Raw genomic sequence first — 25,695 nt, 5'->3', positions numbered from 1 at the left:
AATGCACATACCTCATTCGGCAGGCTCCGGAACGCGTTGCGGTTGCTTGACCGGCGCGCCCGCAGCTAACGGAGGCTGGCCGTCGAAACCGTGTTGGTTCGGCAGGCCGATTCCCTTGACCAGACCGAAGATCGCCGGGATCACGATCAACGTCAGCGCGGTCGAAGAGATCATGCCGCCGATCATCGGCACCGCGATGCGCTGCATGATTTCGGAGCCGGTGCCGGTGCTCCACATGATCGGCAGCAACCCCGCCATGATGGCGACCACCGTCATCATCTTCGGACGCACGCGTTCGACCGCGCCTTCCATCACGGCATCGTAAAGATCGTTTCGCGTCAGCGCCCGCCCCTCGATGTCGCGCAGCGCCTTGATCTCCGCCAGCGCCTGATTGAGGTAAATCAGCATCACCACGCCGGTCTCGGCGGCGACCCCGGCAAGGGCGATGAAACCGACGGCGACCGCAACCGACAGGTTGAAGCCGAGCGCCCACATCAGCCAGAGCCCGCCGACGAGCGCGAACGGCAGCGACAGCATGACGATCAGGGTCTCGGTGATCGAGCGGAAGTTCAGATACAGCAGCAGGAAGATGATCAGCAGCGTGACCGGCACGACGATCTTCAGCCGCGCCGTCGCACGTTCGAGATATTCGTACTGGCCGCTCCAGATGACATAATAGCCCGGCGGGAACTGGATGCTGGCCTGCACGGCGCGCTGCGCGTCGGCGACATAGCCGCCGAGATCGCGGTCGCGGATGTCGACATAGATATAGGTCGCCAATTGTCCGTTCTCGGTCCGGATCGAGGTCGGGCCGCGCGCCGGCGCGACGGTGGCCACTTCGCCGAGCGGCACCGCGCCGCCGGCCGGCATCGGCACCAGCACGTCATCGGCGATGGCCTGGGCATTGTCCCGCAAGTCACGGGGATAGCGCATGTTGACGCTGAAACGCTGCCGGCCTTCGACCGTCGTGGTCACCGTCTGGCCGCCGAGCGCGGTCCCGATCACGTCCTGCACGTCCTGGACCGCGATGCCGTAACGCGCCAGCGCTTCGCGATCCGGCGTAATGTCGAGATAGTAACCGCCGATGCCGCGTTCGGCATAGGCCGAGGACGTCCCCGGCACCGCCTTCAGAACCTGCTCGATCTGCTTGGCGAGCTTGTCCATCTCGACCAGATCGGTGCCGATCACCTTCACCCCGACCGGCGTCCGGATGCCGGTCGACAGCATGTCGATCCGCGCCCTGATCGGCATGGTCCAGGCATTCGACACACCGGGAAACTGGAGCGCCTTGTCCATTTCCGCGATCAGGCCGTCGACCGTGACGCCGGGACGCCATTGCTCTTTCGGTTTGAGGTTGACGATGGTCTCGAACATCTCCGACGGCGCCGGATCGGTCGCGGTCTCGGCGCGGCCGGCCTTGCCGTATACCGAGGCCACCTCCGGAAACGAGTGGATGATCCTGTCCTGCATTTGCAACAGCTCGCCGGCCCTGGTGACGGAGATGCCGGGCAAGGTCGTCGGCATGAAGAGCAGCGTGCCCTCGTTCAAGTTCGGCATGAACTCGCTGCCGAGCTGGCGCGCGGGCCAGATGGTCACCGCGAGCACGGCGAGCGACAGCGTGATCACCAGCGTCTTGGCGCGCATCACCGCCTTGATGACGGGCCGGTAGATCCAGATCAGGGCGCGGTTGATGGGATTGCTGTGTTCCGAAACGATCCGGCCACGGACAAAGATCACCATCAGCGCCGGCACCAGCGTCACCGACAACAGAGCGGCGGCCGCCATCGAAAAGGTCTTGGTGAAGGCCAGCGGACTGAACAACCGCCCCTCCTGCGATTCCAGCGTGAAGATCGGCATGAAGGATACGGTGATGACCAGCAGGCTGAAGAACAGCGCCGGCCCCACTTCGGAAGCGGCGTCGACGAGGATGTCGACGCGCGGCCTCCCCGGCTCCGCCCGTTCAAGATGCTTGTGGGCGTTCTCGATCATCACGATCGCCGCATCGACCATCGCGCCGATCGCGATCGCAATCCCGCCGAGGCTCATGATGTTGGAGCCGAGCCCGAGCAGCTTCATCGCGCCGAACGCCATCAGCACGCCGACCGGCAGCATGAAGATCGCGACCAGCGCGCTGCGGAAGTGCAGCAGGAACACGATGCAGACCAGCGCAACCACGATGCTCTCCTCGAACAGTGTGTGCTTGAGCGTGCCGATCGCGGCGTTGATCAGGTTCGAGCGGTCATAGACCGGCACGATCTCGACCGACTTCGGCAGGCTGCTGGCGATCTCCTTGAAGCGCTTCTTGACGTTTTCGATGACATCGAGCGCGTTGACGCCGAAGCGTTGCAGCACGATGCCGCTGGCGACTTCGCCCTCGCCGTTGAGCTCGGTGATACCGCGCCGTTCGTCGGGGCCGAGCTCGACACGGGCGACGTCGCGCAACAGCACCGGCGTGCCGTTGTTGGCCTTCAGCACGATGTTGCCGAGGTCGTTGATGTCCTTCAAGTAGCCCTTGCCGCGGATGACATATTCGAACTCCGAGAGTTCGACCGTGCGGCCGCCGACATCGGTATTGCTGGCGCGGATCGCATCGCGCATCTTCTGCAGGGTGATGCCGAGATCGCGCATGCGCTGCGGATCGAGAATCACATTGTACTGCTTGACGAAGCCGCCAACGCTCGCCACCTCCGCCACCCCTTCGGCCCTGGCGAGCGCGAATTTGAGATTCCAGTCCTGGATGGTGCGCGTATCGGCGAGATTCAACTGCTTCGACATCACCGCGTATTGATAGACCCAGCCGACGCCGGTCGCGTCCGGGCCGATCGTGGGCGTCACGCCCGCAGGCAGCCGCGACGTCGCGCCATTGAGAAATTCCAGCACGCGCGAACGCGCCCAATAGATGTCGGTGCCGTCCTCGAAGATGACGTAGACAAAGGAAACGCCGAAGAATGAAAACCCGCGCACCACTTTCGATCGCGGCACCGTCAGCATCGCGGTCGTCAAGGGATAGGTGACCTGGTCCTCGATCACCTGCGGGGCCTGGCCCGGATACTCGGTATAGACGATCACCTGGGTGTCGGAGAGATCCGGAATGGCGTCGAGCGGCAGATGCACCAGCGCATAGATGCCGGCCGCCGCGGCGAAGCCGGCGCCGAACAGCACCAGCAACAGGTTGCGCGCCGACCAGGCGATGAGGCGGGCGATCATGGCTGGCCTCCCGCATCCGAAAATCCCTTGAGCGCCGCGTTCAGATTGCTTTCGGCATCGATCAGGAAGTTGGCGGAAACCACCACCGGCTCGCCCTCGGCAACACCCTCCCGAACTTCGACATAGCCGTTGCCGCGATGGCCCAGCTTGACGTCGCGCGGCTCGAACCGGCCCTCGCCCTTGTCGACAAATACGGCCTGGTTGCTGCCGGTATCAAGCACGGCGCTGGCGGGAACGGCCAGCACCGGCTCCGGATCGCCGGTGTCGATCACGGCATCGACATACATGTCCGGCAGCAAGGCGAGATCGGTATTCGCAAGCTCGATCCGGACGCGGGCGGTGCGGGTGTCGCGGTTGAGCTGCGGATACACCACGGTGATTTTCCCTAAGAACTCGCGCCCCGGAAAACTGCGTGCCTTCACCACGACCGGCTGGCCGACGGCGACGGCGCCGAGATCGCGCTCGGCGACATCGACCATCGCCCAGAGGACGGAAATGTCGGCGACGCGAAACAGCACATCGCCGGGCTGCGCCCGCATACCCTCGATGGCGTTGCGTTCCAGCACGATACCGTCGCGCGGCGCAGACCATTGAATCGCGATCGGAACCTCGTGGCTCTTTTCCATTGCCGCGATCACGGGCTCGGGGACGTCGAGATTCATCACCCGCTGGCGCGAGCCGCGTCCATACAACGCCTCGCCGGCGGTTGTTTTGGAAACGATCGTCGAGATGTATTCCGCGGCAGCCGACGATATTGCCGGGCTGTAGATTTCCATCAGCGGCTGGCCCTTCGTGACCCGCGCGCCCGTGGTGACGTCGGCGACCTTCTGCACCCAGCTTTCCGAACGCATCGAAATCACCGAAACACGCCGCTCGTCGAGCTGAATCGTACCGGGCGCGCGGATTGTGGTCCGGATCACCCGCCGCGCCGCGGGTTCGGATTGGACGCCGGTGCGCTGGATCTTGCCGGGCGACAGCCTGACCGAGCCGTCGTCTGGATCGTCGCCTTCGAATACCGGGATGTAGTCCATCCCCATCGAATCTTTCTTCGGCACCGGCGACGTATCCGGCAAGCCCATCGGATTGCGGTAGTATTTGATCCGGCGCGCCGCCGTGGTGCCGCCGGCTGGGGCTGCGGACGGCATCGTCTCCGGCGCCATTGCGTCGACCTCAGTGCCTACGGCGCGATAGTCGCGGCCATCCGGCGTCTTCTTCGGTGTCGCTGAATAAAGCGGCTTGCCGTCCGGATCCTGGTAATAGACCGGCGCAGGACCATCTTCCGCCGCCGCGGAAGTGACCAACCCAATGACGCCCGCCCCGATGAGATCTGCCATCGGCCGCGGGGCGCGACCGATGGCAAAACCGCCTCCCGCCGCCGCGATCAACGCGGCGACGGCGGCGCTTGCAAGGATGGCGCGGTTCATTTCTGCGCCGTGATAACGAGCTTGTTTTCGACCGTGCCGGTCTCGCCCTGGACCTTCGCGCCCAGCGAGAGTTGCCAACGCCCCGCCATCCCGAACGTGGCCTTGAACCTGTAGGTACCGGCCTCTCCGCCCGGCACCGGCGCGATCCTGGTGGCCATCTCCTGCATGCCTTCAGGCGCCATGTCGAGACGGGTCGCGACGATAATGGCGTCCGGGACCGGCTTGCCGGTCCTGGTGTTCATCAATCTTACGGTGATGACCTTGTCCGGCCCGGCCTGGACGGTCTGATCGACCAGTTCGAACTTGTAGTCCTTGATATCGGCCCGCGCGATGGTGACCGGTCCGGCCACGGCAATGCCGATCAACGCGGCCTGAAAGGCACGCGCATAACGAGACGTCTTCATTGTTAAAATCCTCTGATGTCTGGGGTCGCCGCAACACGCGGCATGCGTCTACCCGCGCGGCTTTGAGGCCACGCGGCAGCAACCGGCGCCGGAACGCCGATCAGACCAGAGTTCGAGGAGGGTATTCGGGCGGCGGACGGCCCAGGCCGTTGCGCCAGGAATCATCGCGCGGACGCGCAAGCCGGGCAGAGACCGCGAAAGGCGGCTGGAACAAAGCCACCGTCATGCCGGAGAAGCATTGCGCCGAGCAGGCCGCCATGAACACACATTTATCGCAACCGATCGGCATTGGCGCCTTCGACGGACAGCACGGCATGTCGCTTGCCATCTCGCCGGTCATGGCCGGCGCCGACATATTCGCCCCGGACATATCGCCAGCCATCGCCTCGTCCGCCATCGCTGACATCGACGCATCCGCCATCGGGGTATTGGTATCCGACATCGCGCCGGCTATCCTGGGCCGGGACAGCGGAGCCAGCACCAGCCCTGCAATCATCAAGATCACGAGCAGCCGGCGTATGGTGATTTGGCGGGTCACGCCGCAAAATCCCACAGAACGGCCCGGATTGATAGTGCGGCCGGATTAACGACGCCGTGATCGATCGTCGCGCCGATTTCCTGAACGCTATCAGACCGCAACAACCGATGCCTTCAGGAAGTCGCCGATCGTTTCCAAGAAAAGTTCAGGCGATTGCAGTTGCGGAACGTGCGCGCAACCCGGAACGATCATCAGACGCGCCCGCGGCAGACCGGCAGTCAGTTCGTCAGACATCGGCGGCGGAGTCGCCTCGTCATATTCGCCGACCAACACCAGAACCGGTACCTTCACCTTTGCAAGTTCGGGCCGCAGATCGAGACCGGCCAATGCGTGGCAGGCGGCGCGGAATACTTCCGGATCGGTGTTCAGAAACGCCTCGCGGCGATCGCGCATCAGCTCGGGATGCTGCGCCTGGAATTCCGGCGCGAACAACCTTCGCATGGCGACATCGGTAATTGCGGGGAGCCCCTTGGCTTTCGATGCCGCCGCCATGTTGCGAAAGGCGTCGCGGCCCGGCTCCGAGAACGCCGCGCCGCAATCGGCAAGGACAAGCCTGTCGGCGATAGCCGGATGGCGAATGGCCATTTGCAGCGCGACGAACCCGCCATAGCCGTTGCCGAGCACGGTAGTCTCTTTCCCTCCGGCAGCCTCCTTTACGAACTCGGCCATCCGGTCAGCGACCGCGCCGAGATCGCCGGCAACCGCGCTCGACCGGCCGAAGCCAGGTAATTCCGGGACGAATACCCGAAACGACTGCGACAATCGCGGAACGATGGCGTCGAAACTCGCACGATCCGACAGCAGCGAGTGAAACAGGAACAGCGGCGGGCCATCGCCCAATTGCGCCGCATTGACCGTATCGCCGGCGAAAAGTCGATCCATCGCGTTCCTCTTTCGCGTTCGTCCCGGGCGCCCCCCGGCGGCCCCAAAGGAAGCTTCAAGGGGCGCTTCGTCGGCCTTCTTGATAGATCAAAACCAGAGCAATTCAAGCCTTTGCTACTTGACGTGATATTTCACGACTGCAAGAATATGGTCAATATTCGGGAAGAAATCGATGCTATTGCGCGATAATGTCTACGAAAACCTGCGCTCTGATATTCTGACATGCCGCTTGGCACCCGGTGATGATATGCGCGAACAGGATCTCGCCCAGCGCTATGCCGTGAGCCGCCAGCCGGTGCGCGAGGCGTTGTTGCGGCTGGAACGCGAGCATCTGGTCACGGTGCAGCCGCGCCAGGGCTACCGGGTCAATCCGATTTCGCTGTCGGACGCCCGCGATCTCCTGCAATTCCGCCTCGTGCTGGAGCCCGCATGCGTCGCGGCGGCGGTCGAGAACGCAGGCGACGACGTCCTGAAGGCGCTGGATGAATTCCGTTTGTTCTCGGGCGATCACGAGGCCTTCATCGCCTACAACCGCGCCTTCCACTTTGCGCTGGCGCACGCCTCGGGCAACCGCCGCATGGCGGTTTCGCTGTGCGACCTGATCGGACAGGCCGATCGCCTGGTCCGGGTCAGCCTCGCCAATGTGAAGGGCCGTGATCCGGCGCAGCTAGTGGCCGAACATGCCGCCCTGATCGAGGCGATGCAGCGCCGCGATGCCCGAACCGCAACCCGCATCATCAAGGCGCATGTCGCCCAAACCGTGAAGCGCGTGCTTCCGGCGCTGAAACGCAACGCCGTGATTGTCGAAGGGAGAGACGCATGAACATTTCCGCCAAACCAACCACGACCACTGTCGAGGTCCACGGCAATTTCATCGACGGCCGCGAGGTCGAGGCCGGCAACGGCGAGATGCTGGATGTCCGCAATCCCGCGACCGGCGACGTGATCGCGCGGATTCCGAATTCGACCTCGGAAGATATCGACCGCGCCATGAAAAGCGCGCGCGCCGCGTTCGAAGGCAAGGCGTGGGGCGGCCTGGATATTCGCGCCCGCGCCCGGCTGGTCAACCGGCTGGCGGACGCGTTCGAGGCCAATCTCGACACGCTGTACCGGCTGGAGACGCTCAACAACGGCCGCCCGGTCAACGAGACACGGGCGCAGCTGTCGCGGCTGCCGGACTTCTTCCGCTATTTTGCAGGCCTCGCGCTGTCGCGCCGCGACTCGGTCATCCCGGTCGAAGGCTCGTATCTGAACTACACCCTGCGCACCCCGATCGGCATCGTCGCCAATTGCACGCCGTTCAATCATCCGCTGATGATCATGTGCAAATCACTGGCCGCGGTGCTGGCGACCGGCTGCGTCACCGTGGTCAAGCCCTCGGAATACACGCCGCTGACCACGCTGAAGCTGGCGCAGATCTTCACTGAGGCGGGACTGCCGCCCGGCGTCTTCAACATCGTGCTCGGCCTCGGCCAAAGCGCCGGCAAGATGCTGGCCGAACATCCCGACATCAACAAGCTGGTGCTGACCGGCGGCACCGAGGCCGGCCGTATCGCCGGAGGCGCGGCGGCTAAAGTGTTCGCACATCAGACCATGGAGCTCGGCGGCAAGACGCCGGTGATGGTGTTCGACGACTACGATATCGAACGCGCCGTCAATTATGCCGCGTTCGGCGCCTTCATCGGCGCGGGACAGACCTGCGTCTGCGCCTCGCGCCATATCGTGCAGGCCACGATCTATGACGAGTTCGTCGAGCGGCTGAAGGCGAAGACGCAGAGCATCCGCATCGGCGACCCGTTCGATCCCGCAACCCAGCTCGGGCCGGTGATCTCGGCGCGGCAGCGCGACCGCGTGCTGACCTATTCGAGGTTCGGCCACGAGGACGGGGCGCGGCTGGTGACCGGCGGCGTGGCGGCAAAGGTGCCGGGGCATGAAAATGGTTACTTCGTCGAGCCGACGGTGTTTGCGGACGTGAAATCCGACATGCGCATCTTCCAGGAAGAAGTGTTCGGCCCCTTCACGTCAGTCACGCCGTTCAAGGACGAGGCCGATGCGCTGCGGCTCGCCAATGATTCGCCGTTCGGGCTCGCCGCCGCGATCCGGACCCGCGACGTGTCGCGCGCGCATCGGGTGGCGGCCGCGGTGAAAGCCGGCATCGTCTGGATCAACGATCATCACCGCCTCGATCCGGCCTCGCCCTGGGGCGGCGTCGACGATTCCGGCATCGGACGCGAATTCGGCACCGAGAGTTTCGACGACCATTTCAACACCAAGAGCGTGATGGTCGCGACCCACGATCAGCCGTTCGACTGGTACCGCGACACGGCGACACAACGACGATTGAACTGAGACCGGTCGAACTGGAACGAATAACGACCGGCTGAATCAGGTCCGCCAGAAGACCGACAGCCACTTTCACTAAAACAACGATAAGGGGAAACGCACATGGTTACGTCAGTCAACGCCGGCGGCCGTCTCGATCGGCTCCCGGTCGGACCATTCCACCGCCGCATCATGCTCTTGATCGGCATTGGAATGTTCTTCGATGGTTTCGACATCTATCTCGCCGGCACGGTGCTCGGCGTGACGTTGAAGACCGGTTTCTCCACGCTGCAGCAAAACGCGGTCTTTGTATCGGCCACCTTCGTCGGAATGATGCTGGGCTCGTTCGCCACCGGCTTTCTCGGCGACCGCTACGGACGGCGGTTTACCTATCAGTTCAATCTTTTGATGTTCGGGCTGGCGTCGCTGGCGGCAGCGTTCGCGCCCAACATGATGTTCCTGATCGCCTGCCGCTTCGTGATGGGATTTGGCCTCGGCGCCGAAAACGTGGTCGGCTATTCGACCCTGACCGAATTCGTGCCGGCGCAGACCCGCGGCAAATGGCTCGGCTTGATGGCAGTGTGCGTGGTGACAGGATTGCCGGCGGCATTGCTGGTCGCTTCCATCATCGTTCCGGCCTTCGGCTGGCGCGCGATGTTCGTACTGGGCGGCATCGGCGCGCTGGTGGTGTGGTATCTGCGCAAGAAACTGCCGGAATCGCCGCGCTGGCTCGAGGCAGTCGGCCGCACCGAAGAGGCAGAGGCGCTGATGCAATCGATCGAAGCCGAGGCATCGCAGGGCCGGCCGTTGCCGGCGCCCGCCGCCGCATCGGCCATGAAAGTATCCGGCGATGTCGGCACGCTGTTCACACAGCCGCTGCTGTCGCGCATGATCGTCGGCTCGGTCTGCCTGATCACGATCAACACGCTGCTCTATGGCTTCGTGACCTGGCTGCCGGTGTTCTTCATCAAGCAGGGCCTGAGCATCGCGACCTCGTTCGGCTATTCGCTGCTGATGGCGCTGGGCGCGCCGATCGGCTCGGGAATCGGCGCGTTGACGGCGGACCGCTGGGGCCGCAAGCCCACCATCATCGGCGCTTCGCTGATCGCGGTTATCCTCGGCATCATCTATCCGATGATCTCCGATCCGGTGATGCTGCCCGTCGTCGGCTTCGCCCTGACCGTGCCGATCTATGTGCTGGTCGCGCTCCTGTTCGGCGTCTACATCCCCGAACTGTTCCCGACCGAGGTGAGGTTGCGCGCTTCCGGCATCGTCAACACGCTGGGCCGCGGCGCCACCATCGTCACGCCGTTCATGGTGGTGACGCTGTTCGAAGCCCACGGCGTCGCCGGCGTGATGGCGCTGATGATCGGACTATTGGTCGTACAAATCGTCGCGGTCTGGGCCTTCGGCATCGAGCCGCGGCATCGCAGCCTGGAAGAGCTCAAGGGCGAGGAAACCGCGCCGGCGCTGGTGAAGCAGGTTTCGTGAAAGAAACCCGTCATTCCGGGATAGTCCGAAGGACCAGACCCGGAATCTCGAGATTCTCTGATGTGCAATTGCACATCAGAGTTCACGCTTCGCGTGCCCCGGAATGACGTCGGGAAGTAAACCTAGGCGTTTTTCAGCGCGACCCGGAATTCGGCTTCGGTCTTCGACTTCACCTCATCCAGCGTGACGCCGTCGGCGAGTTCGATCAGCGCCATGCCGTCCTTTCCGTGCTTGTCGATGGTGAAGACCGCGAGATCGGTTACCACCATATCGACCACCTTCTCGCCGGTCAGCGGCAGATTGCAGTTCTTCAGCAGTTTTGCGCCGTCCTTGGCGGAATGCTCCATCACCACCACGACGCGCTTGACGCCGGCGACCAGATCCATGGCGCCGCCCATGCCCTTGACCATCTTGCCGGGGATCATCCAGTTGGCCAGATCGCCGTTCTGCGCCACCTGCATCGCGCCGAGGATCGACAGATCGATATGTCCCCCGCGCACCATGCCGAACGAATCCGCGCTGGAGAAATAGCTGGTGGTCGGCAGTTCGCTCACCGTCTGCTTGCCGGCGTTGATCAGGTCGGGGTCTTCCTCGCCCTCGTAGGGAAACGGCCCCATGCCGAGCATGCCGTTCTCGCTCTGGAGGTTAACGTCCATGCCATCGGGAATGTAGTTCGAAACCAGCGTCGGAATGCCGATGCCGAGATTGACGTAGTAGCCGTCGCGCAATTCCTTGGCGGCGCGGGCCGCCATCTGTTCACGGGTCCAGGCCATCAGACTTCTTCTCCCGTTGCGGCCGCAGCGCCGGCAGGGCGCGGGCGGGTGTTGCGGAATTCGATGCGTTTCTTGCCGGTGCCGACCTCGATGATGCGCTTCACGAAAATGCCGGGCGTGTGGATATGGTCGGGATCGAGCTGACCCGCCGGCACCAGGTGCTCGACTTCCGCGACCGTGACCTTCGCCGCGGTCGCCATCATCGGGTTGAAGTTACGCGCAGTCTTGCGATAGACGAGATTGCCGGCGGTATCGCCCATCCAGGCATGGACGATGGCAAGGTCGGCGAACAGGCCGCGCTCCATCAGGTATTTCTCGCCGTCGAATTCCTTCACTTCCTTGCCTTCGGCGATCAGGGTGCCGACCCCGGTCTTGGTGTAGAAGGCCGGGATACCGGCGCCGCCGGCGCGGATCCGCTCGGCCAGTGTGCCCTGCGGGTTGAATTCGAGTTCCAGTTCACCGGCGAGATATTGCTGCGCGAACAGCTTGTTCTCGCCGACATAGGACGAGATCATTTTCTTGATCTGCCGTGTCTCCAGCAGCCGGCTCAGCCCGATACCGTCGACACCGGCATTATTGGAGACGACGGTCAGGTTTTTCACGCCGGAATCGCGGAGCGCGTCCGACAGGGTCTCGGCGATGCCGCACAGGCCAAACCCGCCCGACATGATCATCATGCCGTCCTTCAATATGCCTTCGAGTGCCGATTTGGCGTCTGGATAGACCTTGTTCATGGCATGCGACCCGGTGGAAAGGAATGGATTATTAGGCGGAATCTTCGCAACGCGTCAATGACAGGGTGTTTTCCCAAAGGAGCGGTTCGGAACACCGCTATGGCCTTGAAAGCGTCAAGAAAACCCCGCAAGTTGCGGGGATCGGCAGCGCCCGTCCAGGTCGGCTGTTGCCGATCCGGACAACGTCATTTATCGAACCCGGGTAAATCCGAGTTCGGCAGGCGCTCTGCCCTTCCTTTCAACAACGCCCCGACGACGTCGGCCCCGATCAGGATATGTCATTGACGATGGCCCAAGGAATGAAGCGCCTGGGAATGCCGATAGCGGCGTTTCTCGGCCTGGCGCTGGTCGGCCTGGTCGCGATGTCCTGGTTTCTTAACCGGGATGCCCTGAAACAGGCGGTGGAGGCCCAGATCCGGGCCGTGACCGGCCTCGATCTGGTCGTGAAGGGCAATATCGACGTCTCGGTTTTTCCCGCCAGCTACGTCTCGTTTCATGACGTCGGGCTCAAGGGCGGCGGCACCGCCGACCCGGCGCTCGCCGTCGACGTCCTGACCGCGAATTTGCGGCTGTTGCCGTTGCTGCTGCAGCGGTTCGAGATCGCCGACGTCATGATGTTGCGCCCGCATATCCACGTCGTGCGCAACGCCAATGGCGAAAGCAACTGGACGCCGTTCATCGAGACCATTGCGCGCGCCATGAAGCCCGGCGCCGACAACCAGGTGTCGTTCTCGGAAATCAGGATCCAGGACGGCGTGCTCGGCTATGAGGACATTTCCAATCACCTCAAGGAGGGCCTCGACGACATCGACCTGTCGCTCGCCTGGCCGTCGATCTCGCGCTCTTTTGCCGCGACCGGACAGTTCGACTGGCGCGGCGAGCGCGTCGACGGCTCCATCAGCATCAGCGATTTCGTTGCCGCCCTGTCCGGCGACCGCTCGGGCCTGAAGGCGCGGCTGACCAGCGCGCCGCTGAAACTGGCTTTCGACGGCACCGTCGCCGACCGCACCAGCATGATGATGGAAGGCACGCTGACCGTCGATAGCGCGTCGCTGCGCAATGCGTTGCGCTGGACCGGCCAAGCGCCGCCGGGCGCCGGCGGGTTCGGCCGTTTCGCGCTGAAGGCGCGTGCCAATGTGGTCGGCGCCTCGATCGCGCTGACCAATGTCAATGTCGAACTCGACGGCAATGTCGCCGAAGGCGTCATGACCTACACCAATAACGGCCGGCAGACGCTGCAGGCGACGCTGGCCGCCGGCGCGCTGGACTTCACGCCCTATGTCTCGACCGTCCGCCTGCTCGCCAGCGGCGCGCGCGACTGGAACCGGCAATTGTTCGATTTGAATTCGCTGTCGGCCACCGATCTCGACATGCGGCTATCGGCAGCGCGGGTGACGGTCGGTTCGTCGAGGCTCGGGCGCACGGCGCTCGGCGCCAATTTGCGCGGCGGCACGTTGGCGCTGAGCGTAGCCGAGGCGCAGGTTTATGGCGGGATCGCCAAGGGCTCGTTCGGGATCGCGCGTTCCGACGCCATCGCCGACGTCAAGGCCGAATTCCAGCTTACCGATGTCGATCTGCAATCCTGCGCCGCCGAATTGTTCGGCATCAACAAGCTGTCCGGCCGCGGCAATCTCAGCGTCTCGCTGGTGGCGTCGGGCTCGAGCCCGTTCGGGCTGGCGCAGTCGCTCGACGGCACCGCCACGCTGACCGGTCATGACGGCGCGATCAACGGATTCAACGTCGAGCAATTGCTGCGGCGGCTGGAGCGCCGGCCGCTGTCCGGCGCAGGCAACTTCCGCAGCGGTTCGACGCCCTACGACAACCTGAACATCGCGGTGAAATTCAGCGACGGCGTCGCCACCGCGGACGACATCCGCATCGAGGGGCCTGCGACCCGGCTGACCCTGACCGGAACCGCCTCGGTGCCGTCCCGCGAATACGACCTGAAAGGCATCGCCAGCCTGGTCTCGGCGCCGAACACCACGCCGGAATTCGATCTGCCCTTCGTGGTCCAGGGGCCGTGGGAAGACCCGCTGATCTTTCCGGCCGATCCGGTCAGCCTGATCAAGCGCTCGCCGGTGACCGGGCCTCTGCTCGATGCGGTCAAGGATCCCAAGACGCGCGACGCGGTGCGTTCCGCGCTCGAGCACTTTACCGGCGGCGGACAGAAATCGGCCACGCCGGATCCCGCTCCCGCCAGCGCACCGGCCACAGCCGAGAGCGTGAAATCGAACTAGATTCTTGTTTTGACGCGTTTTCTTCACGCGAACCGGAATCCACTTCGCTCGAAAACGCTATGAGAGCCTCTGCTGCGCATATATCGGCGCGGTGACACAGCGCGGCTGTTCGTCCTACAGCGGCGCGGCGCTCTCGCCGCGTGTACTCGAAAGCTTCGAGGCAAACGACGCCACGACAATCACCATCGCGATCAACCCGATCACCAGAGTGCAGATGGCGTTGATCTCGGGCTTCACGCCCAGCCGCACTTCCGAATAGATCCGGATAGGCAGCGTCTCCGAACCGGGTCCGGTGGTGAAGCTCGCGATCACGAGATCGTCCAATGACAATGTGAGGGCCAGCATCCAGCCCGCGGCGATCGCAGGCACGATCAGCGGCAGCGTCACCGCGGCAAAGGCACGCGCCGGGCTGCAACCGAGATCCATCGCTGCTTCCTCCAGGCTGCGGTCGAGCGCGCCGAGGCGCGACTGCACCACCACCGCGACGAAACAGATGGTCAGCGTGGTATGAGCGAACGTCACGGTCCAGAAGCCGCGCTCGGCGTTCAGCGCCACGAACAGCAGCAGCAGCGACAGGCCGGTGATGATCTCGGGCATCACCAGCGGCGCATAGAGCATTCCCGAGAACAGCATGCGGCCCTTGAAACGCTCGCCGCGCGACAGCCCCACCGCGGCCAGCGTGCCCAGCAGTGTCGCCAGCGTGGCGGAAGCCAGCGCGACGCGGCAACTCATCCAGGCGGCGTCCAGCATGGCGCGGTCGTTGAAAAATTCTGTGTACCAGCGCAGCGACCAGCCGCCCCACACCGTCACCAGCCGCGAGGCGTTGAACGAATAGATCACCAGGATCACGATCGGCAGGTACAGAAACGCCAACCCAAGCGCGAGCGAAGCGAGATTGAAGCGCGACAGTCTGTTCAGGTTGCTTGCCATCACCGGCCGCCTTCCAACTGGCGGCGTTGCAGCCGTTCGTAGAACAACAGCGGCACCAACAACAGCACCAGCAACAGCACCGCGGCGGCGGAAGCCACTGGCCAGTCCTTGTTGGTGAAGAATTCCAGCCACAACGTCTGGCCGATCATCAGGGAATCCGAGCCCGCCAGCAGATCGGGAATGACGAATTCGCCGACGATCGGAATAAAACATAGCAGGATGCCGGCGGCGACGCCGGGTAGCGACAGCGGAAACGTCACCAGCCAGAACACAAGGCGCGGCGAAGCGCCGAGATCGCTGGCCGCCTCCTCCAGCGCCGGCTCCATTTTGGCGAGCGTCGCGTAAAGCGGCAGGACCATGAACGGCAAATAGGAATAGACGATACCGAGATACATCGCGCTGTCGGTGGACAGCCACACCACCGGCGCCGAGACCAGATGCAGCGCGAGCAGGATCCTGTTGAGCAGGCCGTCATGCTGCAGGATGTTGATCCAGGCATAGATGCGGATCAGGAACGAGGTCCAGAACGGAACGATCACCAGCACCATCGCCACGCTCTGCCAGCGCCGCGGCAACCTCGCCATGCCGTAGGCGATGGGGTAGCCGATGACAAGAAGGATCGAGGTCGAGACTGCGGCGACGACGAGACTGCGCAGATAGGACAGGACATACAGATCGTCCGAGACGAGAAGCCTGAAATTGTCCAGCGACAGCGCCGCGAGCGCCGCCCGGATCGCCGCAAAGCCCTCACTCAGATCGAAAACCGGGCTATAGGGCGGCTGCGCGATGACCGTCTGCGACAGGCTGATCTTCAGCACGAAACCGAACGGCACCAGAAAAAACAGCACCATCCACAGATAAGGCGCGATCGCCGCGAAACGGGCCGGGCGCGCGAAGATGCGGCGGGCGCTCATTGCTCCAGCACCACGCAATCGTCGGGCGCAAACCATGCGACCACGCGCTGGGCCACGCTATAGGCTTCCGTCTCAAGCCGCGCCGTGTTGGCCATCGACGAGCGCAGCACCGCGCCGCTGTCGAGCTTCACCTTGTAGACGGTGAGGCCGCCGAGATAGCTGACCTCGGTCACGACGCCTTCCAGCCGGTTGACGGCATGCGCGTGGCCCGCATCCAGGGCCGGACCGCGACGCGACAGCTTGACCTTTTCGGGACGGACCGCGACGCAGACTTTCGTTTTCGTCAGGGTATCAGGCGGCTCCGCCGCAAAGATCGTTCCGGCATCGCGCGTCGCAACCGCGATCCGTCCCGCTTCATCGGGCCGGGGCTCGCCTTCGAACAGATTGACGTCGCCGACGAACTCCGCGACCCAGCGTGAACGCGGTGCTTCATAAAGCTGGCGCGGCGTCGCGACCTGTTCGAGACGCCCCTGATCCATCACGCCGATGTGGTCGGCCATCGTCATCGCCTCGTCCTGGTCATGGGTGACGACGATGAAGGTCATGCCGAGGCGGCGCTGCAACTCCATCAATTCCGCCTGCGTGCTTTCGCGCAGCTTCTTGTCGAGCGCGGCCAACGGCTCGTCGAGCAGCAGGACCCGCGGCCGGCGCGCCAGCGAACGCGCCAGCGCCACGCGCTGCCTCTGGCCGCCGGAAAGCTGGTCGGGCTTGCGTTTCTCCAGGCCTTCGAGCCTGACCAGCGCCACCATCTCCGCGACACGGGCGGCGATCTCGGATCCCGGCATGCGCGCGCGCTTCAGCCCGAACGCGATATTGTCGCGCACCGACAAATGTGGAAACAGCGCATAGTTCTGGAACATCATGTTGACCGGGCGCTGGTGCGGCAACATTTGCGCGATGTCCTTTCCGTCCAGCAGGATGCGGCCCTGGTCCGGCGTCTCGAAACCGGCAAGCATCCTGAGCAGCGTGGTCTTGCCGCAACCGCTCGGGCCGAGCAGCGCGAAAAACTCCCCGGCCCCGATATCGAGCGACAAGCGGTCGACCGCGCGCACCGCGCCGAACGTCTTCACCACGCCGTCGATGCGCAACAGCGGCGGATCGGCAGCCACGGTTACCGGTTCAGGTGTTGCCGATTCCGCGACAGGCTGCGGATCGGGTTGCGATAATTGCTCTGCCATATTCCTCGGCCGGCCCCATGTCCGGTCTACGCTAGAGCATGATCCGGAAAAGTGGAAACCGGTTTTCCCTCGCTGCAAACGCGGAACGCGTTTGCACGGAGATCATGCCCTAACGATTGATCCGAACCGGCTCAACCGGCCCGCGTTGCGGGTTCGCAGCTATCTATACTGCCTTGGGAGCATGCCGCCATGAACGCCGCCAGCGCTTCGCGATCTCCGGGCGACATCGTCAAGCCGAGCTTCGAACGCCGCGACAAAATATCATCCGGGAAGCGTGCCCATTCTTTTGCCATGAGATAGCACACTTCCGCGCCCGAAAGCTCCAGCCCAAAGGCCGGACCGAGGTCGGCGCGGCTTTTGGCATGGCCGAGAACTATATCGAGACGCGAGCCGTAGGCGGCGACCAGCCGCCGGGCCTGTGCTTCGCTCAGAAAACGCCAGCGCTCGCATGCCGCATCGACCTGAGCTTCGAACTGCGAACATTCGAAATCGCCTCCGGGCAGCGCCGCCGTCGCAGTCCAGCGCGGCGACATCGGATAGAACGGCGCGAGCCGGGCCACCGCCCGCTCCGCACGCAGCCGCGAGGTCGTGACATCGCCGCCGAACATCGTCAGCAGCGGCGCCTTGCCGCGCCTGGCATCGAACCTCACCGTGCCGTCCCGCTTCGCGCTCCTGCTTGCGGGATCTGTCACGGCGTTGGCGCCGGAGACCGTCCGGATGACATCGGAGGGATCGATCCGTTCGCGAAAATAGCGGTTGGCCGCATCGCAGAGATAGGCCACCTCGCCGACGGCCATCGACACGATGGCCGGATCGCCCCTGAAGGCGTGGCCCGCGGTGCCGATCAGCGTGAAATCGCGCCCATAGGGGCTGGCAAAGATCAACCGCCGGTCGCTATTCTGGAACACATAGACGATCTCGGGATCGAACAGTCGCCGGACGACGATCTGGCTGATCCGGCTCACGCTGAGTTTTGGCGGTTTCATCCGCAGCACGGTCTCCATGACCGAAGCGGTCCAGGCGCCGCTGGCGTTGACCAGCGCCCTCGCCGTGATCACCCGGCGATGGCCGCGATCGATCACAACGAGCCGCCAGATCCCGGATCGCTCGGCGCGAACGCAGCGTGCGCCGGTGCGAATATCGGCGCCGCGCTCGGCCGCATCGGCGGCGATCGCGATCACCAGCCGCGAATCGTCGACCAGACAATCGGAATATTCGAACGCGGTGCCGAACGGCCGCTTCAGCGCGTTGCCGACCGGATGATGCGTGACATCGATCGTCTGCGAGGCCGGCAGCCCGGCGCGGGGCGCCAGCCAGTCATACAGCAGGAGCCCCGATCGCAGCAGCCAGGACGGACGCTCATCGGAATGGTCGGGAATCACGAACCGCACCGGGCGCACCAGATGCGGTGCGATCCGCAGCCAGACTTCGCGCTCGGCCAGCGCCGCGCGCACGCGAAACAATCCCCGGCGTTCCAGCGCCGAAAGATCACCGTGGATCAATCGCGGCGTCGCCGACGACGCGGCGGCACCGAGATCGCCCTGTTCGAGCAGAACAACCCTCAAGCCGCGTCCGGCGGCATCGCGCGCAACGCTAACGCCGTTCAAGCCGCCGCCGATGACCGCGAGATCGTATTCAGCCATCCGCAAGCTCTATCGCGTTTTCGTGCGACGGGGCTAGGCCGGCGTGAACAGAACGCGTCAAACAGAGATGAAGCTTCGCTGCTGTTTTGACCGGGAGCTGATGCCCTACCCGGTCTTGCGCACCGATCCCACCAGGCCGGGACCGACCAGCGCCATGTACTGGCCGATCGGCGCCGGCTTGCCGATGAAATAGCCCTGCACCGCGTCGCAACCTTCATCGGCGAGGAAGCCGAGTTGCTCGAGGGTTTCCACGCCCTCGGCGACGATCGACATGCCGAGACCGTGTCCAAGACCGATCACGGCGCGGACGATCGAGGCCGACTGCGGATTTCGCCCGAGATTCATGACGAAGGCGCGGTCGATCTTGATCTTGTCGAACGGAAACGCCTGCAGATAGCTCAGCGAGGAATAGCCGCTGCCGAAATCGTCCATGGAGACGCGCACGCCGAGCGCCTTCAGCCGCCGCAACAGCGCCAGACCGCGGTCGAAGTCCTCGATCAGCACGCCCTCGGTGATTTCCAGCTCCAGCCGGCCCGGCGCAAGGCCGGTTTCGAGCAGAATCGCATGCACCAACCCCACCACATCGCCATGCATGAACTGCGCCGGCGACAGGTTGACCGCGACCTGGAGCGGCGCCGGCCACGACGCCGCCTCTCGGCAGGCCTGACGCAGGATCCATTCGCCCATCTCGACGATCAAGCCGCTTTCTTCCGCGAGCGGGATGAAATCGCTCGGCGGAACAAAGCCCCGCACCGGATGGAGCCAGCGTGCCAGCGCCTCGAAGCCGATGACTTCGCTTTCGGCAACGGTATGCCGTGCGACCGCCTGCGGCTGATAATACAGCGACAGCTCGCCGTTCTTGATCGCGAGCGACAGATCCTGATGCAGCACGCGGCGATCGCGAATCTGCTGGTCCATCTCCGGCTCATAGACGCCGATCGAGCCGCGCGATTTCGCCTTGGCGCGAAACAGCGCGGCACTGGCGTTAGCGAGCAAGGCGGCGGCATCCGAACCATTGTGTGGAAATATCGATATGCCGGTGGTCAGGCCGGTGCGAACCGATTTGCCGTCGATGACAAACTCGTTCGACATCGCTTCGGCAAGCTGCTCCGCCAATGCCCATCCGGCTGCGGGCTGCTTGCCGTCGATGATCAGGCCGAATTCGTCGCCGCTGAGCCGGGCGACAACGCCGCCGCGCGCCGAAGCCTGGATGCGGCGCGCGACTTCGATCAGCAATTTGTCGCCGACCGCGTGACCAAACACGTCGTTGATCTCCTTCAGGCCGTCGAGATCGACGCACAACACCGCGAATTCCTCGTCCGAGCCGGCGCAAGCCTCGATCATTTGCGCTAGCGCCTGGAGGAAGGCCGCGCGGTTCGGCAGATCCGTCAAGCCGTCATGATAGGCCATATGCGCCATCCGCGACTCGGTCTGGCGCCGGTCGGTGACGTCCTCATGGGTCTTGATCAGATATTGCGGCTCGCCGGATTCATCGAGCACGGTCATGCGCCGCGTCAGGAACAGACGCAAACCTTCCCTGGTGCTGATCGGGTGCTCTTCGGTAAGCAGGCCGCGCTTCTTGATCGCCGCCTCGTCACGCGCAACGATCAGCTTCGCCTCTCTCGAATTGAAGATATCCGCAGCCGTCAATCCGGTGGCATCCTCGCGCCGCCGGTTGAGGATGGCCTCGGCGCTGCGATTGGCGAGCAGATATTGTCCGTCGCTGACGCGCTGGACGATCAGCGAGACCGGAATATTGTCGACGACCAATTCCAGGAACTTCTTGGCGTTTTCAAGCTCCCTGGAAAGCGATTGGCGCTCAGTAACGTCGTCGAGGAGCGTAATCAGGAATTCCGGCCGGTTGTTCTGGTCGCGCGCGACGACGCGGTTGAAGGCGAGAATGCGCTTCTGCTGGTCGTGCTCGACGACGAACTCGCCGTGACTCTGGCCCTCCCGCGAATTAAGCGCCGCCCTGTCTTCTTCGGCAATGCTCGCAGCCGTAGCCGGCGGGAATATCTCATCGGCCCGTTTGCCGACAATCTCGTCGCGGGACAATCCGGAGAAGCGCTCGAAGACGCGGTTGGCGAAGATATAACGGCCATCGTCGATGCTGGTGACGGACACGCATACCGGCACATTGTCGAGCACCGATTCCAGAAACTGCTTGGTCTTCGCCAACTGCCGGGAAAGCTTGCGCTGTTCGCTGCAATCCTCATGCGTCCCGACCGATCCGCCGTTTGGCAAGACGAAATACCTGACCAGAACCGACCGCCCGCCGGGCAGGCCGGTGACGACACCTTCCGGCGTGTGGACATTGGCGTAGAATTCCTCCGCGCTGACGTCGAGCAGGCCGCGGCTGCGCCGCAGCGCCGTCAGTTCCCGCCCGGTCATGCCCTTGACGATATCCGAGCGCGACAGGCCGTAGATTTCGAGATAGCGGTCGTTGCAGAACACGATCCGGTTCTGCGAATCCGTCATCACCACGCCCTGGCTGAGATTGTTCAGGGCGGAGCTGACAAAGGCGTTTCTGCGCAGTTGCAAACGTTGCGCCCTGCGCAGCGCCGAGAGGATCCACAACGCGACGGCGGCGAGGAAGGCACAGACGACGATGCTGCCGATGGCCAGCTCCCAGACCACCTCGGGAGCGGCCGAGCCGATATAGCTTTGCGGTGCAAAGTCATCGGGCGCGCCCCGGGCGGCGCCGAACGGCAAAACAAGGCCGATCAGGCAAAAGACGGCCCGCGCGGGAACCAGAGCCTTGCCGCTTGCCTGCCAATCCTTATCAGCCATTAGTCACTCGCGGATTTCTATGCCGGAGTGTCTGGCTTCACGGGTTTGGATCGGGTAAACGCGTACCCCTGCAACTTCAAAATGTAGCTTAAATTACGGCAATTACTCCGACATGACTAATGAATTGCTAACGGCTTCGGCTAAGGCAAACCGCCTGAGGGCAGATCGCCGGGCCGCTCGAAAGATCATCGCAAACAACGCGATAGTATGTGAAATGCTATTGACGCCGGGCACGCGCCGACCCAACGAAGGCACGACGGAGGGCGTCAAAACGCCGCCAAGTGGCCAACAATCCCGGGTTCTGGTTTCGAATGGATAAAGTAGATTGCGTCGTGATCGGTGCGGGGGTGGTCGGCCTCGCTGTCGCCCGGCGGCTGGCCCAGGCGGGCCGCGAGGTCGTCGTCCTGGAAGCGGCGGAGGGTATCGGCACCGTCACCTCGTCGCGCAACAGCGAAGTGATCCATGCCGGCATCTATTATCCGGCCGGCAGCCTGATGGCGCGGATGTGCGTCAGCGGCAAGCACGCGCTCTATGCGTATTGCCGGGAACACGGGGTCCCGCACCGCAATTGCGGCAAGCTGATCGTCGCGACGACGCCAAAAGAGACCGAAAAGCTGCAATCGATCCGGGCTCACGCCGAAGCCAATGGCGTGCTCGACATGAAAACCCTCTCCGGAGAGGCGGCGCGGGCATTGGAGCCGGCGCTGAACTGCGACGCCGCCCTGCTGTCGCCATCCACCGGCATCATCGACAGCCACGCCTATATGCTGGCGCTGCGCGGCGACGCCGAGGATGCGGGCGCGGCCTTCGCTTTCCATACCCCGTTATTGGCGGCCAAGGCCGTGGAAGGCAGGATCGAACTGGATGCGGGCGGCGAAGCGCCGATGAGCATGGCCTGCAATCTGCTCGTCAACGCGGCAGGACTGGCCGCACCCGCGGTCGCACGCGGCATCGACGGCATGCCGATCGACCTGATCCCGCACGCCTATCTCGCCAAGGGAAACTATTTCAGCTGCAACGCCCGCGCGCCGTTCTCGCACCTGATCTATCCGGTGCCCGAGCCCGGCGGGCTTGGCGTGCATCTCACGCTCGACATGGCGGGGCAGGCCCGGTTCGGTCCCGATGTGGAATGGATCGATACCATCGACTACGCCGTCGACCCGGCGCGGGCGGAAAGGTTCTATCCGGCGATCCGGCGCTATTGGCCGACGCTGCCGGACGGCGCGCTGATGCCGAGCTATTCGGGCATCCGTCCCAAGATCGTGCCGCCTGCCGTCGCCTCTCAGGACTTCCTGATCCAGGGGCCGCAGGATCACGGCGTCGCCGGCTTGATCAATCTGTTCGGCATCGAATCCCCGGGACTGACGTCGTCACTGGCAATCGCGGACCACGTCGGCGGGCTGGCGGGGCTATAGGCGCCGAAGGCCTACGCCATCGCCACAGCGTCTCGTATCGGCCGGGCACCCGCATTTTGGCTTGGGCCGATATTCTAAAGACCGGCACTCTGAAATAACCGGTATTGTAAAATAATCGGAAAAATTGCTGAGTCCGGGGCCGCCGAGTCACCCGCTCCCGCAGACGACGGCGGCAATCGACGCCAAATTATCCGGATACAGGATGATCCGGATATCAGTGCAACGTTTCGTTCGCCGTCTGCTTCAGACGCTCGATCTCGTCCTTTACCATGAGCTTCCGGCGCTTCAGCTCGACAATTTGCATGTCATCCGTGGAAAGATGCACGAGAGCATCGTGCAATTCGTTTTCGAGGATCTTGTGTTTGCGCTCAAGCTCAAAAAGATGCGCCTGCATTGCCATACCAAACCTCCTCGGTGAAATTAAACCTCAGATTGGATCCGGACGATCAAGCTTACACCAGCCGCCTGATCTGTCGATGGGTATAGAAAGTCGCAACCGCATATTTCGCTGTCGTCTGTAATCAATCGTGACTATGAAACGGGTTGGGCCTTCCGGATCGCCACGGTTTGTAAAATCGAAGGTTTGCAAACCCTCGCCAACCGGTCGGTCGCTCCGGGTTGCAGACCATTGCGGCAGCACGGTATTGTCTGGAAGAATGTCACACCTCTCGCAACCTCACCGCGTTTTCGGCTAACATAGATTATGATCGACGGAGATGAGCGAGAACTGGAGCTTGAGCTGGCGCGGCTGCAACAGGAGCACCGCGATCTCGACGCGGCGATCGATGCGCTGCATCAATCCCCCGCCCCGGATCTGTTACGGCTGCAACGGCTGAAAAAGCGCAAGCTTCAGTTGCGCGACCGCATCGCCTTCATCGAGGACCAGATCACACCCGACATCATTGCGTGAGCGATATCTTTTCAGAACAGTCCGGTCTTTTCCGGATGGTCCGACGGCCGGTGGTCCGCCAGCCGGTCCATCCAAGATCACCCTCCGATTGTCAGTTCGCGAAGCGCGCCCGTAATCTGTGCCGGGCTGTAGGGCTTCAATAAAAACCGCCCGCCCTCGGGCAGATCGGCTTCGCCGACGCGGAAGCCCGAGGTCGCGATAATCTTGATCGGCGGCCAGCGGCCCCGCACCGCGCGGGCGAGTTTTAGTCCGTCCATCGAGCCCGGCATCTGGATGTCGGTAAAAACCACCGTGATGTCGTACCGCGCTTCCAGAATCTCGATCGCTTCGTCGGCGTTGGCGGCCTCGACCACATCGAAACCGGCCGTCTGGATGATATCGGCCGCGTCCATCCGCAGTAGGAACTCGTCCTCGACGATCAGCACCACGGGCCTCGCGGCCGCGACAGAACCCATGATGACGTCACTCCCTGGGATACCCGATAAAGCGCCCGGCATTGTTTTCGTTCCCGCCCTGCGAACTTCTCCACAGCGGGGCGACGCGGCCGGCCGGCTCTATGGTTTCATTCCCACCAATTCTCCGCACTTGACTTGATGAGAACAAAATAGGAACATTATAGCTGTCGCTTCCAGATGTCGGGAATTCCGCCATGTCCGAATCTCCCGTTCCCTCTGACGTGAATCATTACGAGCGGGCCTGCGATCAGGCGATCGCGATGTGCAACGGCAACATGCGCAGCACCATCAAGGCGCTGATCATGGCGAACGAATATCTGGAAGCGGAATTGCTGGAATTGCAGGCGGCCTTGAGCGCCGGTGTCACAGAAAAATTGCCGGACGCTGGGATGGCCGAAGCCAAGGGCAACGCCGCCTGATTATTCGATCAAATCTGGAGCAACACGATCTGGAGCAAGTCCATGGCCGATGTCACCTATTACGTCGCGCTGCCATTCCTTCAAGACGATACCGGTACGCTGGTCGCGGGGGCCGCCGAAGAATGCCAAAGTTCGTCGGCGGCGTTGCGGCGGGCCGAACTGTTATCGCGGGCGACTGGCTGCATCGGCGCCGTCGCCTTCAGCCGCACCGGCGATCCGATGATCGGCGAATTCGGCGATGCCCGGCTGCTGAGAAAATTCGGCAACGTGCCGGATGATTTGAGCGCGCTGTAGCGAACGGCGAAGCCGATAAAGCACTATGACCTGCTGGTTTCGTGCCGCCTTTGCGCCTTGCGCACATACATGGCGCAGTCAGCCTGTTCCAGGGCTTTACCGGCATCCGTGTGGGAATCGAGAATCGCGACGCCGGCAGATACGCCTGCCGTGACGGCATGACCGCGGAATACGAAGGTGAGCCGGTCGATCGACTGTTCCAGCATCGCCGCCTTGGCCCGCACGTCGGTTTCGCTGAGATTCCACAGCAGCAGCGCGAACTCGTCTCCGCCCAGCCGCCCGATCACGTCCGATGCACGCACCTGGGCCAGCAACGTCGTCACGATGGCTTTTAGCACCTGGTCACCCGCCGCGTGCCCGAACGTGTCGTTGATCGGCTTCAGACGATCGACATCGAGCACGATCAGCGCGCCGCTGGCGCGGTAGCGCTTGATGTAGGCCACGGCGCGGTTGAGTTCGCGCTCGAAGCCGCGCCGGTTGGGAATGTCGAGCAGGAAGTCGGTATCGGCGGAAGCCTGCAGTTCCTCGATGCGCTTGAGCGCCTGCGCCAATTGAAGCCGCAGCCGCCGGATGACCGTTTTGGCATCACTGGCCGCGGTCGGAGCCTTCCGCTTGCCATCTTGGGTTGCACCCTTGCCCACCCCGGCACTGCCTTTGCGGCGTTTGGCCGGTTTCGAGGCGGCCACCCTGGTTTTCTTCTTCATCAAAGCGCCTGAAAGACTTGCCGGAATTCAC

The 25,695-nt window shown here is 63.4% G+C and carries 23 protein-coding genes; 9 read left to right on the top strand and 14 right to left on the bottom strand.

Going from position 1 to position 25,695, the window contains the following annotated elements:
• Nucleotides 1-12 precede the first annotated feature (12 nt).
• The 3 genes from HB630_RS17800 to HB630_RS17790 are packed head-to-tail and all read right to left on the bottom strand — an operon-like array spanning nt 13 to nt 5,035.
• Nucleotides 13-3,207, bottom strand: coding sequence for a CusA/CzcA family heavy metal efflux RND transporter (locus tag HB630_RS17800; RefSeq protein ID WP_213773569.1), 3,195 nt, complete (start codon nt 3,205-3,207; stop codon nt 13-15).
• Complete coding sequence (locus HB630_RS17795) at nt 3,204-4,631, bottom strand: efflux RND transporter periplasmic adaptor subunit (protein WP_213773568.1); 1,428 nt, start codon at nt 4,629-4,631, stop codon at nt 3,204-3,206. Before HB630_RS17795 ends, HB630_RS17800 begins: the two co-directional genes overlap by 4 nt.
• Nucleotides 4,628-5,035 carry a FixH family protein gene (locus HB630_RS17790; protein WP_213773567.1) on the bottom strand — a complete coding sequence of 136 codons (408 nt, stop codon included), beginning with the start codon at nt 5,033-5,035 and terminating at the stop codon, nt 4,628-4,630. The genes HB630_RS17795 and HB630_RS17790 overlap by 4 nt, the downstream gene beginning before the upstream one ends.
• A 224-nt stretch (nt 5,036-5,259) precedes the next feature.
• Here HB630_RS17790 and HB630_RS17785 point away from each other — a divergent pair, with 224 nt between their 5' ends.
• Nucleotides 5,260-5,622 carry a hypothetical protein gene (locus HB630_RS17785; protein WP_213773566.1) on the top strand — a complete coding sequence of 121 codons (363 nt, stop codon included), beginning with the start codon at nt 5,260-5,262 and terminating at the stop codon, nt 5,620-5,622.
• 41 nt (nt 5,623-5,663) lie between these two features.
• Here the strand turns inward: HB630_RS17785 and HB630_RS17780 are convergent, their stop codons facing one another.
• A complete protein-coding gene (locus HB630_RS17780; protein WP_213773565.1) occupies nt 5,664-6,455 on the bottom strand; it encodes an alpha/beta fold hydrolase in 792 nt (263 codons plus the stop codon).
• 172 nt (nt 6,456-6,627) lie between these two features.
• Between HB630_RS17780 and HB630_RS17775 the strand changes: the two genes are divergently transcribed.
• The 3 genes from HB630_RS17775 (at nt 6,628) to HB630_RS17765 (ending at nt 10,268) form a co-directional block, all read left to right on the top strand.
• On the top strand, nt 6,628-7,278 hold the full coding sequence (locus HB630_RS17775; protein ID WP_213773564.1) for a GntR family transcriptional regulator: 651 nt from the start codon (nt 6,628-6,630) through the stop codon (nt 7,276-7,278).
• Nucleotides 7,275-8,804, top strand: coding sequence for an aldehyde dehydrogenase (locus HB630_RS17770; protein WP_213773563.1), 1,530 nt, complete (start codon nt 7,275-7,277; stop codon nt 8,802-8,804). The genes HB630_RS17775 and HB630_RS17770 overlap by 4 nt, the downstream gene beginning before the upstream one ends.
• Before the next feature lie 96 nt (nt 8,805-8,900).
• Nucleotides 8,901-10,268, top strand: coding sequence for an MFS transporter (locus HB630_RS17765; RefSeq protein ID WP_213773562.1), 1,368 nt, complete (start codon nt 8,901-8,903; stop codon nt 10,266-10,268).
• A gap of 122 nt (nt 10,269-10,390) precedes the next feature.
• Here the strand turns inward: HB630_RS17765 and HB630_RS17760 are convergent, their stop codons facing one another.
• On the bottom strand, nt 10,391-11,041 hold the full coding sequence (locus HB630_RS17760) for a 3-oxoacid CoA-transferase subunit B (RefSeq protein ID WP_213773561.1): 651 nt from the start codon (nt 11,039-11,041) through the stop codon (nt 10,391-10,393).
• On the bottom strand, nt 11,041-11,775 hold the full coding sequence (locus tag HB630_RS17755; RefSeq protein WP_213773560.1) for a CoA transferase subunit A: 735 nt from the start codon (nt 11,773-11,775) through the stop codon (nt 11,041-11,043). The genes HB630_RS17760 and HB630_RS17755 overlap by 1 nt, the downstream gene beginning before the upstream one ends.
• A gap of 287 nt (nt 11,776-12,062) precedes the next feature.
• Here HB630_RS17755 and HB630_RS17750 point away from each other — a divergent pair, with 287 nt between their 5' ends.
• Nucleotides 12,063-14,012: an AsmA family protein gene (locus HB630_RS17750; protein WP_213773652.1), complete on the top strand. Its 1,950-nt coding sequence runs from the start codon at nt 12,063-12,065 to the stop codon at nt 14,010-14,012.
• 114 nt (nt 14,013-14,126) lie between these two features.
• Here HB630_RS17750 and HB630_RS17745 read toward each other — a convergent pair whose 3' ends face one another.
• From HB630_RS17745 to HB630_RS17725, 5 genes are all read right to left on the bottom strand, one after another.
• Nucleotides 14,127-14,942, bottom strand: a complete 816-nt coding sequence (locus tag HB630_RS17745; RefSeq protein ID WP_213773559.1) for an ABC transporter permease — start codon at nt 14,940-14,942, stop codon at nt 14,127-14,129.
• Entirely contained in the window at nt 14,942-15,856 is a 915-nt protein-coding gene (locus HB630_RS17740) for an ABC transporter permease (protein WP_213773558.1), read from the bottom strand. The genes HB630_RS17745 and HB630_RS17740 overlap by 1 nt, the downstream gene beginning before the upstream one ends.
• Nucleotides 15,853-17,034, bottom strand: a complete 1,182-nt coding sequence (locus tag HB630_RS17735; protein WP_213773557.1) for an ABC transporter ATP-binding protein — start codon at nt 17,032-17,034, stop codon at nt 15,853-15,855. The genes HB630_RS17740 and HB630_RS17735 overlap by 4 nt, the downstream gene beginning before the upstream one ends.
• 131 nt (nt 17,035-17,165) lie before the next feature.
• Complete coding sequence (locus HB630_RS17730) at nt 17,166-18,677, bottom strand: glycerol-3-phosphate dehydrogenase (RefSeq protein WP_213773556.1); 1,512 nt, start codon at nt 18,675-18,677, stop codon at nt 17,166-17,168.
• 105 nt (nt 18,678-18,782) lie between these two features.
• Nucleotides 18,783-21,467: an EAL domain-containing protein gene (locus HB630_RS17725; protein WP_213773555.1), complete on the bottom strand. Its 2,685-nt coding sequence runs from the start codon at nt 21,465-21,467 to the stop codon at nt 18,783-18,785.
• 311 nt (nt 21,468-21,778) lie between these two features.
• Between HB630_RS17725 and HB630_RS17720 the strand changes: the two genes are divergently transcribed.
• Nucleotides 21,779-22,882 (top strand): NAD(P)/FAD-dependent oxidoreductase, encoded by a 1,104-nt coding sequence (locus tag HB630_RS17720; protein ID WP_213773554.1) that lies wholly within the window; start codon nt 21,779-21,781, stop codon nt 22,880-22,882.
• A gap of 214 nt (nt 22,883-23,096) precedes the next feature.
• Here HB630_RS17720 and HB630_RS17715 read toward each other — a convergent pair whose 3' ends face one another.
• Entirely contained in the window at nt 23,097-23,282 is a 186-nt protein-coding gene (locus tag HB630_RS17715) for a DUF465 domain-containing protein (RefSeq protein WP_213773553.1), read from the bottom strand.
• Between the two features lie 303 nt (nt 23,283-23,585).
• Here HB630_RS17715 and HB630_RS17710 point away from each other — a divergent pair, with 303 nt between their 5' ends.
• Nucleotides 23,586-23,792, top strand: coding sequence for a DUF465 domain-containing protein (locus tag HB630_RS17710; protein ID WP_213773552.1), 207 nt, complete (start codon nt 23,586-23,588; stop codon nt 23,790-23,792).
• A 77-nt stretch (nt 23,793-23,869) separates the two neighbouring features.
• Here HB630_RS17710 and HB630_RS17705 read toward each other — a convergent pair whose 3' ends face one another.
• Entirely contained in the window at nt 23,870-24,247 is a 378-nt protein-coding gene (locus tag HB630_RS17705; RefSeq protein ID WP_213773551.1) for a response regulator, read from the bottom strand.
• Between the two features lie 194 nt (nt 24,248-24,441).
• Between HB630_RS17705 and HB630_RS17700 the strand changes: the two genes are divergently transcribed.
• Complete coding sequence (locus HB630_RS17700) at nt 24,442-24,666, top strand: hypothetical protein (protein WP_213773550.1); 225 nt, start codon at nt 24,442-24,444, stop codon at nt 24,664-24,666.
• A 42-nt stretch (nt 24,667-24,708) separates the two neighbouring features.
• Nucleotides 24,709-24,960, top strand: a complete 252-nt coding sequence (locus HB630_RS17695) for a hypothetical protein (protein WP_213773549.1) — start codon at nt 24,709-24,711, stop codon at nt 24,958-24,960.
• A gap of 23 nt (nt 24,961-24,983) precedes the next feature.
• Here HB630_RS17695 and HB630_RS17690 read toward each other — a convergent pair whose 3' ends face one another.
• On the bottom strand, nt 24,984-25,664 hold the full coding sequence (locus HB630_RS17690) for a GGDEF domain-containing protein (RefSeq protein ID WP_213773548.1): 681 nt from the start codon (nt 25,662-25,664) through the stop codon (nt 24,984-24,986).
• Nucleotides 25,665-25,695 lie beyond the last annotated feature (31 nt).

It is taken from the genome of Bradyrhizobium sp. dw_78, from assembly GCF_018449525.1.
Taxonomy (GTDB): Bacteria; Pseudomonadota; Alphaproteobacteria; order Rhizobiales; family Xanthobacteraceae; genus Bradyrhizobium.
The sequence above is the reverse complement of the archived record's forward strand: the minus strand, read 5'-3'. Positions and strand labels throughout refer to the sequence as shown.

Coding starts and splice junctions, on each gene's coding strand:
- HB630_RS17800 (WP_213773569.1), bottom strand. CDS start 3,207: ATGATCGCCCGCCTCATCGCCTGGTCGGCGCGCAACCTGTTGCTGGTG.
- HB630_RS17795 (WP_213773568.1), bottom strand. CDS start 4,631: ATGAACCGCGCCATCCTTGCAAGCGCCGCCGTCGCCGCGTTGATCGCG.
- HB630_RS17790 (WP_213773567.1), bottom strand. CDS start 5,035: ATGAAGACGTCTCGTTATGCGCGTGCCTTTCAGGCCGCGTTGATCGGC.
- HB630_RS17785 (WP_213773566.1), top strand. CDS start 5,260: ATGCCGGAGAAGCATTGCGCCGAGCAGGCCGCCATGAACACACATTTA.
- HB630_RS17780 (WP_213773565.1), bottom strand. CDS start 6,455: ATGGATCGACTTTTCGCCGGCGATACGGTCAATGCGGCGCAATTGGGC.
- HB630_RS17775 (WP_213773564.1), top strand. CDS start 6,628: ATGCTATTGCGCGATAATGTCTACGAAAACCTGCGCTCTGATATTCTG.
- HB630_RS17770 (WP_213773563.1), top strand. CDS start 7,275: ATGAACATTTCCGCCAAACCAACCACGACCACTGTCGAGGTCCACGGC.
- HB630_RS17765 (WP_213773562.1), top strand. CDS start 8,901: ATGGTTACGTCAGTCAACGCCGGCGGCCGTCTCGATCGGCTCCCGGTC.
- HB630_RS17760 (WP_213773561.1), bottom strand. CDS start 11,041: ATGGCCTGGACCCGTGAACAGATGGCGGCCCGCGCCGCCAAGGAATTG.
- HB630_RS17755 (WP_213773560.1), bottom strand. CDS start 11,775: ATGAACAAGGTCTATCCAGACGCCAAATCGGCACTCGAAGGCATATTG.
- HB630_RS17750 (WP_213773652.1), top strand. CDS start 12,063: ATGGCCCAAGGAATGAAGCGCCTGGGAATGCCGATAGCGGCGTTTCTC.
- HB630_RS17745 (WP_213773559.1), bottom strand. CDS start 14,942: ATGGCAAGCAACCTGAACAGACTGTCGCGCTTCAATCTCGCTTCGCTC.
- HB630_RS17740 (WP_213773558.1), bottom strand. CDS start 15,856: ATGAGCGCCCGCCGCATCTTCGCGCGCCCGGCCCGTTTCGCGGCGATC.
- HB630_RS17735 (WP_213773557.1), bottom strand. CDS start 17,034: ATGGCAGAGCAATTATCGCAACCCGATCCGCAGCCTGTCGCGGAATCG.
- HB630_RS17730 (WP_213773556.1), bottom strand. CDS start 18,677: ATGGCTGAATACGATCTCGCGGTCATCGGCGGCGGCTTGAACGGCGTT.
- HB630_RS17725 (WP_213773555.1), bottom strand. CDS start 21,467: ATGGCTGATAAGGATTGGCAGGCAAGCGGCAAGGCTCTGGTTCCCGCG.
- HB630_RS17720 (WP_213773554.1), top strand. CDS start 21,779: ATGGATAAAGTAGATTGCGTCGTGATCGGTGCGGGGGTGGTCGGCCTC.
- HB630_RS17715 (WP_213773553.1), bottom strand. CDS start 23,282: ATGGCAATGCAGGCGCATCTTTTTGAGCTTGAGCGCAAACACAAGATC.
- HB630_RS17710 (WP_213773552.1), top strand. CDS start 23,586: ATGATCGACGGAGATGAGCGAGAACTGGAGCTTGAGCTGGCGCGGCTG.
- HB630_RS17705 (WP_213773551.1), bottom strand. CDS start 24,247: ATGGGTTCTGTCGCGGCCGCGAGGCCCGTGGTGCTGATCGTCGAGGAC.
- HB630_RS17700 (WP_213773550.1), top strand. CDS start 24,442: ATGTCCGAATCTCCCGTTCCCTCTGACGTGAATCATTACGAGCGGGCC.
- HB630_RS17695 (WP_213773549.1), top strand. CDS start 24,709: ATGGCCGATGTCACCTATTACGTCGCGCTGCCATTCCTTCAAGACGAT.
- HB630_RS17690 (WP_213773548.1), bottom strand. CDS start 25,664: ATGAAGAAGAAAACCAGGGTGGCCGCCTCGAAACCGGCCAAACGCCGC.